Annotated in this window: 6 protein-coding genes and 1 pseudogene; 5 read left to right on the top strand and 2 right to left on the bottom strand. The window is 44.9% G+C overall.

Annotated elements, in window-relative coordinates; genetic code table 11:
- The first annotated feature begins 86 nt into the window (after window positions 1-86).
- On the top strand, window positions 87-1,151 hold the full coding sequence (gene ansB, locus IQR33_RS01595; RefSeq protein ID WP_193843451.1) for an L-asparaginase 2: 1,065 nt from the start codon (window positions 87-89) through the stop codon (window positions 1,149-1,151).
- A 76-nt stretch (window positions 1,152-1,227) separates the two neighbouring features.
- Here the strand turns inward: ansB and IQR33_RS01590 are convergent, their stop codons facing one another.
- On the bottom strand, window positions 1,228-2,064 hold the full coding sequence (locus IQR33_RS01590) for a pyruvate, water dikinase regulatory protein (protein ID WP_005373820.1): 837 nt from the start codon (window positions 2,062-2,064) through the stop codon (window positions 1,228-1,230).
- A gap of 251 nt (window positions 2,065-2,315) precedes the next feature.
- Here IQR33_RS01590 and ppsA point away from each other — a divergent pair, with 251 nt between their 5' ends.
- The 4 genes from ppsA (at window position 2,316) to tyrS (ending at window position 7,979) form a co-directional block, all read left to right on the top strand.
- Window positions 2,316-4,688 carry a phosphoenolpyruvate synthase gene (gene ppsA / locus IQR33_RS01585; RefSeq protein WP_005373822.1) on the top strand — a complete coding sequence of 791 codons (2,373 nt, stop codon included), beginning with the start codon at window positions 2,316-2,318 and terminating at the stop codon, window positions 4,686-4,688.
- 170 nt (window positions 4,689-4,858) lie between these two features.
- Window positions 4,859-5,638: a hypothetical protein gene (locus tag IQR33_RS01580; RefSeq protein ID WP_167415724.1), complete on the top strand. Its 780-nt coding sequence runs from the start codon at window positions 4,859-4,861 to the stop codon at window positions 5,636-5,638.
- Window positions 5,639-5,831: 193 nt separating this feature from the next.
- Window positions 5,832-6,638 (top strand): response regulator transcription factor, encoded by an 807-nt coding sequence (locus IQR33_RS01575; RefSeq protein WP_031778843.1) that lies wholly within the window; start codon window positions 5,832-5,834, stop codon window positions 6,636-6,638.
- 81 nt (window positions 6,639-6,719) lie between these two features.
- Complete coding sequence (tyrS, locus tag IQR33_RS01570) at window positions 6,720-7,979, top strand: tyrosine--tRNA ligase (RefSeq protein WP_042523265.1); 1,260 nt, start codon at window positions 6,720-6,722, stop codon at window positions 7,977-7,979.
- A 106-nt stretch (window positions 7,980-8,085) separates the two neighbouring features.
- On the opposite strand, the pseudogene potD reads toward tyrS, so the two are convergent.
- Window positions 8,086-8,302: pseudogene (gene potD, locus IQR33_RS32050) on the bottom strand (spermidine/putrescine ABC transporter substrate-binding protein PotD); the annotation flags it as partial.

Genomic DNA, 8,302 nt, shown 5'->3' with positions numbered 1-8,302 from the left:
TGTTGAACTAGTACTCAAAAAATCTAACCCGCTGTTTTTAGGATAGATGAGTTCCCCAACATCCAACCTAACAGCAGGTGATTCCCATGACGAAAAATCTTTTCCGCCTCAGTACGATAACCCTTGGTTTGTGCCTTAGTTCTTTGTCTTTCGCGCAATCCGATCTTCCGAACATTAAAATTCTTGCCACTGGCGGCACCATTGCAGGCGCAGGTCAATCTGCAACCGAGTCAAACTACACAGCAGGTAAAGTCGGCGTTGAATCATTGATTTCTGCGTTGCCGAGTATGACCAAAATTGCCGATATTTCTGGAGAGCAAGTGGTCAGTATCGGTTCACAAGATATGAATGATGAAGTGTGGCTAAAATTATCGAAAAGAGTTAATGAGCTACTCGCTCAAGATGATGTTGACGGCATCGTCATTACTCATGGTACGGATACGTTAGAGGAAACCGCTTACTTCCTTGATCTGACCGTCAAGAGCAAAAAGCCTGTCGTGATCGTTGGTGCAATGCGTCCTTCCACCGCAATGAGTGCTGATGGACCAGTCAACTTATACAATGCAGTCGTAACAGCCACCGATGAAGATTCAGAAGGACGTGGCGTGCTAGTCGCAATGAATGACACGATTTTCGATGCGCGAGATGTGACAAAAACCAATACAACCTCCGTCAGCACTTTCCAGTCACCCAACTTTGGTGCTATCGGCTACATTCATAATAGCGATGCCAAATATCAACGAAGCCCAGAGCGTAAACATACGACAGAAACCCCATTCGATGTATCAAAGCTTAGTAAGTTGCCTAAGGTCGGTATTGTTTATAACTATGCAAATGCCTCCAATTTGCCAGTGAAAGCCTTTGTGGATGCGAAGTTTGACGGCATCGTAAGTGCTGGTGTCGGTAATGGTAACTTGTACCACACTGTGTTTGATGAGCTAGAGAAAGCGAGTAAAGATGGCGTTGTTGTTGTAAGAAGCTCCCGAACGCCTAGCGGCTCAACCACTTTGGATGCTGAAATTGATGACGAAAAATACGGCTTTGTTGCCGCTGGTACATTGAACCCACAGAAAGCACGTATCTTACTGATGCTGTCACTGACTCAGACCAAAAACTATCAAGACATCCAAAAGATGTTCCAATACTATTAATTCTGTCTAAGGTTCATTCGATAGAGGAGGTATACATCTTACCTCCTCTTACACATAGCGACATGAGCGTCTCTTGTTAGCCAAACAAGCGACGCTTCATTCCTGCTTTTTCCAGAATACGCGTAGTAATTTCCTCAACAGACAGAGAGGACGTATTGATATATGGGATCGCCTCTCTTCTAAACAACGCCTCAACAGTGTCTAGCTCCAGCTTACACTGCTCTGTGCTAGCGTAATCACTTCCAGACAAACGATTTTCACGGATTTCAGTCAAACGTTCAGGGTCGATAGTAAGCCCAAACAACTTATGACGATGGATCTCAAATTCAGGCAACAAACGCATCATCTTCACATCTTCCGCAATGAACGGATAGTTCACAACACGTAAACCAAATTGCATCGCCATATACAAGCTAGTCGGCGTTTTTCCACTGCGCGACACGCCAAGTAAGATAATATCAGCTTGCTCCAACCCTTTTAGCGTAATGCCATCATCATGCGCCAATGTGTATTCAATGGCCGCAATACGGTCAAAATAGGTGTCGGAATCTTTCCCCACGCTGCGAGAACGCTGCAACTTAGGCTTTGGTGCCATCTGAATGTCGTCTTGCACTTTCTGCACAATACTCTCCAACACATCGTAACTGTATGCTGGCGCTTCAAGCAGCATTTCACGTACTTCTGGAACGACAATTGAGAAAAAGACCAGAGGTTTGACGCCATTGCGCTGGTAGGAAGTTTCAATTTCTTTGACTACGTCAGTAGCTTTGTCCTGGCTTTCTACAAACGGAAAGGTTTTTTCGTTAGGAATGAACGGAAATTGACCGAGAACAACATGCCCTAATGTCTCACATGTTATCGCCGTACCGTCAGAAACATAGAACACATCACGACTTTGGTTATTTATTTGCATTTCTGTTTAATTTTTCAAAATCTTTTGAGTAGGATGGTACACATAATATTAATAAATCAGTTTGGCTTTCAGTTAGGTTCACCACAGCTTTAAAAATTCTTTTGAATTTTTTTCAGCCAGAACGTAATCGTTTGCCTTTGATATCAATCTAAATGAAGCAATGTATGGTCAACGTGTAATAACAGCCAACATGCGTTTATTTAGATCGATTTAAGTCCCCCTACTAAGCTGCAATGTTTCTGGAGAAAGACATGCAAAAGAACACCCTCTGGTTCAATGGCCTATCCATGGATGATGTCGACAAAGTCGGCGGTAAGAATGCTTCACTTGGCGAAATGGTTTCTAACCTAGCAAACGCAGGCGTTTCTGTACCAAATGGTTTTGCGACAACCTCATACGCGTTTAACCAATTCCTTGACCACGAAGGTTTGGATGAGCGTATTCACCAATTACTCGATGAACTAGACGTTGAAGATGTAGAAGCTCTGCGTAAGACAGGTGCAAACATTCGTCAATGGGTATTAGAGGCCCCTTTCCCTGCGGACCTTGAACAAGAAATTCGTGAAAACTACCAAGAACTGATCGAAGGCAATCCTGAGCTTTCAGTCGCAGTTCGTTCATCTGCTACGGCAGAAGACCTACCTGATGCTTCTTTTGCTGGTCAGCAAGAAACGTTTTTGAACGTGAAAGGCATCGACGCAGTACTAGAAGCAACTAAGCACGTTTACGCTTCTCTATTTAACGACCGTGCGATTTCTTACCGCGTTCACCAAGGGTTCGACCACCGTGGCATCTCGCTATCTGCGGGTATCCAACGTATGGTGCGTTCAGATAAAGCCTCGTCGGGTGTTATGTTTACACTAGACACTGAATCGGGTTTCGACCAAGTTGTCTTCATCACCTCTTCATGGGGTCTAGGCGAGATGGTCGTTCAAGGTGCAGTAAACCCTGACGAGTTCTACGTTCACAAGCCAATGCTTGAAGCAGGCGAACACCCAATCGTTAAGAAAACATTTGGTTCTAAGTTGATCAAAATGATCTACTCAGATAACCAAGAAATCGGCAAACAAGTTGATATCGTTGATACTTCTGATGAAGAGCGCAACACGTTCTCATTGAACGACGACGAGATTAAAGAGCTCGCAAAACAAGCAATGATCATCGAAAAGCACTATCAGCGTCCAATGGACATTGAATGGGCAAAAGATGGCATTGATGGCAAGCTGTACATTGTTCAAGCGCGTCCTGAAACCGTATGTTCACAAACGGAACAAAACGTGATTGAGCGCTACGAGCTACAAAACAAAGCGGATGTTTTGGTTGAAGGTCGTGCAATCGGTCAGCGCATCGGTAAAGGCGTGGTTCGCTTGGTTGACTCTCTGGACCAAATGTCTTTAGTCCAAGAAGGTGACGTGCTAGTTACAGACATGACTGACCCAGATTGGGAACCAGTGATGAAAAAAGCATCTGCAATCGTAACCAACCGTGGTGGCCGTACGTGTCACGCTGCCATCATCGCTCGTGAGCTTGGTATTCCTGCAATCGTTGGCTGTGGCGATGCGACAAGCAAGTTAACCGATGGTGCAACCGTGACCGTATCTTGTTCAGAAGGTGAAACGGGCTACGTTTACCAAGGTGAACTTGAGTTTGATGTAAAACGCTCTTCTGTTGATGAACTGCCACTGCTACCAACAAAAGTGATGATGAACGTGGGTAACCCTGATCGCGCGTTTGACTTCGCACAAATTCCAAATGAAGGTGTTGGTCTTGCGCGTCTTGAATTCATCATCAATAAGATGATTGGTATCCACCCGAAAGCATTACTTAACTTTGATGCACAAAGCGATGAGCTAAAAGCAGAAATCACTCAGCGTATTCGTGGTTACAAAGATCCTATCGATTTCTACGTAAGCAAACTGACAGAAGGTATCGCAACCATTGCTGCGGCATTTTGGCCGAAACGCGTTATTGTTCGTATGTCTGACTTTAAGTCTAACGAATACAGCAACTTGGTTGGCGGTAAAGCATACGAACCGCATGAAGAAAACCCAATGCTTGGCTTCCGTGGCGCGTCTCGTTACATTTCTCCAGTGTTTGAAGACTGCTTCGAGCTAGAAACTCAAGCAATCAAACGCGTTCGTAACGAAATGGGTCTGAAAAACGTTGAAATCATGATCCCATTTGTGCGTACACCAAGCGAAGCAGCATCAGTGATTGATTTGCTAGCGAAGTTTGATCTGCGCCGTGGCGATCAGGGTCTTAAAGTCATCATGATGTGCGAACTGCCATCCAACGCGGTCCTTGCCGATGAGTTCTTGAAGTACTTTGATGGCTTCTCGATTGGCTCAAACGACATGACTCAGCTAACGCTTGGTCTTGACCGTGACTCTGGCGATGTCGCACATCTATTTGATGAGCGCAACCCAGCGGTTAAGGTGATGCTTCAAATGGCGATTGATGCGGCAACAAAAGCAGGCAAATACGTTGGTATTTGTGGTCAAGGCCCATCAGACCACGACGACTTAGCGGAATGGCTAATGGATCAAGGTATTAGCTCTGTATCACTAAACCCAGATACGGTTATCGATACTTGGTTAAAACTCGGTAAAGTTAGCAGCAAGTAACACACGATAAACTCTAGCCCTCACACTCCCCTTGTGAGGGCTTTGTTATTCACACGTCATTTCACAATCAGTTCGTGATTCCTCTCTCAAGTTCGTCATTTAGTCAATTTCATTATCAAAGTCTGATGACCTAAAATGAATGGTATATCGATAACTCCAGAGAGAATTTGATGAAAAAGCCTATCGCACTCCTTACTACATTGATGCTCCTGGCATCCCCTGCTTATGCCGATTGGGATGAAATTTCCAATAAAATGTCTGAGCTTGGCGACGCAGTTTCTGATACTGCACAAGATGCTTGGGACGACACCAAAGCGTTTTCAAAACAAGCGTGGCAAGATTTCACGAATTGGTCCGAGGAAGCGATCAATACCGCAGGCGAATGGACAGAAGCCAGCATCGAGAAAAGCAAAGAATGGATAGATGCTGCCGACAAAAAAATTGATGAGCTGATGGAAGGCGATACGCCAGAAGAAGCTCGCCAAGCTGTGGACTTAATGGCAGATAGCGCTTTGCTCAAGTTATTTAATGAAAAGCCGGAGGCAAAAGCTATTTACGACAACGCGTACGGCTACGCGGTCTTTGATTCTCGTAAATTATCTTTGCTGTTTCACACCAACTCAGGGTCAGGAGTCGCAGTGAATAAGGAAACAGAAGAACGCACTTATATGAATATGTTTGGTTTGGGCGTTGCACTTGGGGCTGGCGGAAAATTTTACCAACAAGTGGTTCTGTTTGAGAACAAAGAAGACTTTGATACGTTCGTCAACGAAGGATGGGAGGCCACAAGTGAAGCCTCTGCTGTTGCGGGCGAAGATTCAGAGCAACTTTCAAAACAATTTAACAGCGGCGTCGCCGTCTATCAGTTGAACGCTAAAGGTTTGCTCATCGATGCTAACGTGTCTGGTTCTAAATATTGGGTTAACGAAGAGCTCACTAACTCGCAGTAATGCATAGCAACTAATCGCTTAAATAAAACCGTTGTTATGCACCCTTATCAATAAGTTAACGGGGATATAATTCCTCAAAACTGAGCACTTACGCAACTTTCTCTATGGAAGTCACCAGAAGATGGCGACTTCCCTTTCTCGTTGGATTGCTTTTGGTTATGCTTGCGCAAAACCACCTGCAATTCGGTATCCCATGCCTGACAATAACTTTAATAATCTGCTAGCAGAAGCAATTTCTGCTCTTAACACGCCTAACTTTACTCCTAAACTTATGCGTGTCATTCGCACTCTTTTTCATTTTGATTGCGCAGTTATTTTAGGTTACCGAGAAGGTAAACATCCTATTTATCTCTACGACTCAATTGAGAACGAGCGAGAGTTACTTTTTCAACGCTACCTTACTGACTCATTTCAAAATGACCCTTTTTTTCTCAAACTAAACGAAACAAAGCAACAAGGCGTATTTACGCTCAAAGACGTGGCGCGTAAAGGCGTTGATTTTACTTCCTACTGCGAACAGTTCTACCATCAGACCGGGTGGAAAGACGAACTGAGCATGCTAGTCGAAGTTGAATCTGGCCGTTGGGTCATGCTGTACTTCGGATATATGACTGATGGAAAATACTTTTCTCAGCCACAAATCAATAAGCTAAAGCCCTATTTCCCGATAATTCAGTCGCTTTGTCAGCAGCATTGGAAACAAACGGAATTTACCTTTTCTGAGCCTGTTTTTGCACAGAGTGCTTATTCTGGCAGTATGCGATTAGCCATTGAGCAAGCTTTAGCAACGTTTGGCGTAGAATCACTCACCCGTCGAGAACAAGAGGTGGCTTCGCTTCTCGCTCAAGGGTTTGACACCAAAGAAATTGCCGCGCGGTTACACTTAGTTCAAGGCACGGTCAAAAATCATCGAAAGCGAATTTACTCGCAATTAAATGTGTCTTCATTGAGTGAGTTATTCCAGCTTTTCCTCAATCACCTCATTCTCCATTCAAGATAAAAACTGTCCCTTAAGGGATATATCGAGAAAAGGTGTCGCGTTTTAGTCTGAATGTAACAACCACTAAGACAGACAAAAAGAATGACGACACCATTACTGCAAGATTTACAAGATCGTGGCTTGATTGCACAAGCCAGCGATTTGGAAGAAATTCAGACACTTCTCTCACAGCCACAAACCGTTTACTGCGGCTTCGATCCTACAGCTGGCAGCTTGCATATCGGCCACCTCGTGCCTTTGATTATGCTTAAGCGCTTTCAAGATGCCGGACACCAAGCTGTTGCCTTGATTGGCGGTGCAACGGGCATGATTGGCGACCCAAGCTTTAAAGCGACTGAGCGCAGTCTGAACTCAGAGGAAATCGTCTCAGGCTGGGTTAACGATCTTTCTAATCAAATTCAGCAGTTGATGAATCACCAACTGACCAAGCCGATGATCATGGTGAACAACGCTGACTGGATGAAAGCGATCAATGTGATCGACTTCTTCCGCGATGTGGGTAAGCACTTCTCGATCAATACTATGGTCAACCGAGAATCGGTAAAACAACGCCTGCAACGACCTGACCAAGGTATCTCCTTCACCGAATTTAGCTACGCCCTACTGCAATCGTACGATTTTGCCGAGCTAAACCGTCGATACGGTTGCCGTTTGCAAATCGGTGGCAATGACCAATGGGGAAACATCGTCAGCGGGATCGATTTAACTCGCCGTCAAAATGGTGAGCAAGTATTTGGCTTAACTCTGCCGCTGATCACCAAATCCGATGGCACCAAATTTGGCAAAACTGAAGGTGGTGCAGTATGGCTAGATCCTAGCAAGACCTCTCCTTACGCGTTCTACCAGTTCTGGCTTGGCGCAGAAGACGCCGACGTTTACCACTTCCTGCGTTACTACACGTTCTTGAGCTGCGAAGAAATTGCCAGCATTGAAGCGCAAGACCAAGCAAGCCAAGGTAAGCCACAAGCACAACGTATCCTCGCTGAGGAAATGACGCGATTTGTTCATGGCGAAGAAGGCCTAGCTAGCGCCGAGCGCATCACTCAAGCTTTATTCAGCGGTAATGTGCAACAACTGAGTTTGGGTGAATTAAAACAATTGGAGTTGGATGGTTTACCAAGCATTGAGAGCGCACAGCAAGATTTGGTTGAGCTGTTGATTGAGTCGGGTTTAGCAAGCTCGAAGCGTGTTGCACGCGAACACATCAGCAACAACGCCATCAGTGTAAACGGTGAAAAAGTGGCGGCTGATAACCCAAGTTTGAGCTTCCCACTGTTTGATCAATATTGGTTACTGCAACGCGGTAAAAAGCACTTCTGCCTCGTGAAGCGTGCCGCGTAGTAACACTCGAAGTACAAAGCCCATAAAAAATTCCCCTCACTGCTTTCGTGATGAGGGGAATTCAAATTTGAACGATTTTAAGCCTAACAATAGGCAAAGGCGTTGCTTATTGCGTTCTTAAACGTTGCCAGTACTTTTCGTAAATCGCTAACGTTTCTGCGCCAACATCATTAATAAACTCGCCTTTTTTCATGTCTTCTGATGAAGGGAAAATAGTACGGTTATTTTTCAACTCTTCTGGCAATTTGTCACGCCCAGCGTTCGTTGCCGACGCATAACCCAAACTGGTCACGATTTCCGCTTGGTTCTCTGATTGGTACATG

It is taken from the genome of Vibrio sp. OPT46 (assembly GCF_015163535.1).
Classification (GTDB): domain Bacteria; phylum Pseudomonadota; class Gammaproteobacteria; order Enterobacterales; family Vibrionaceae; genus Vibrio; species Vibrio alginolyticus.
The sequence above is the reverse complement of the archived record's forward strand: the minus strand, read 5'-3'. Positions and strand labels throughout refer to the sequence as shown.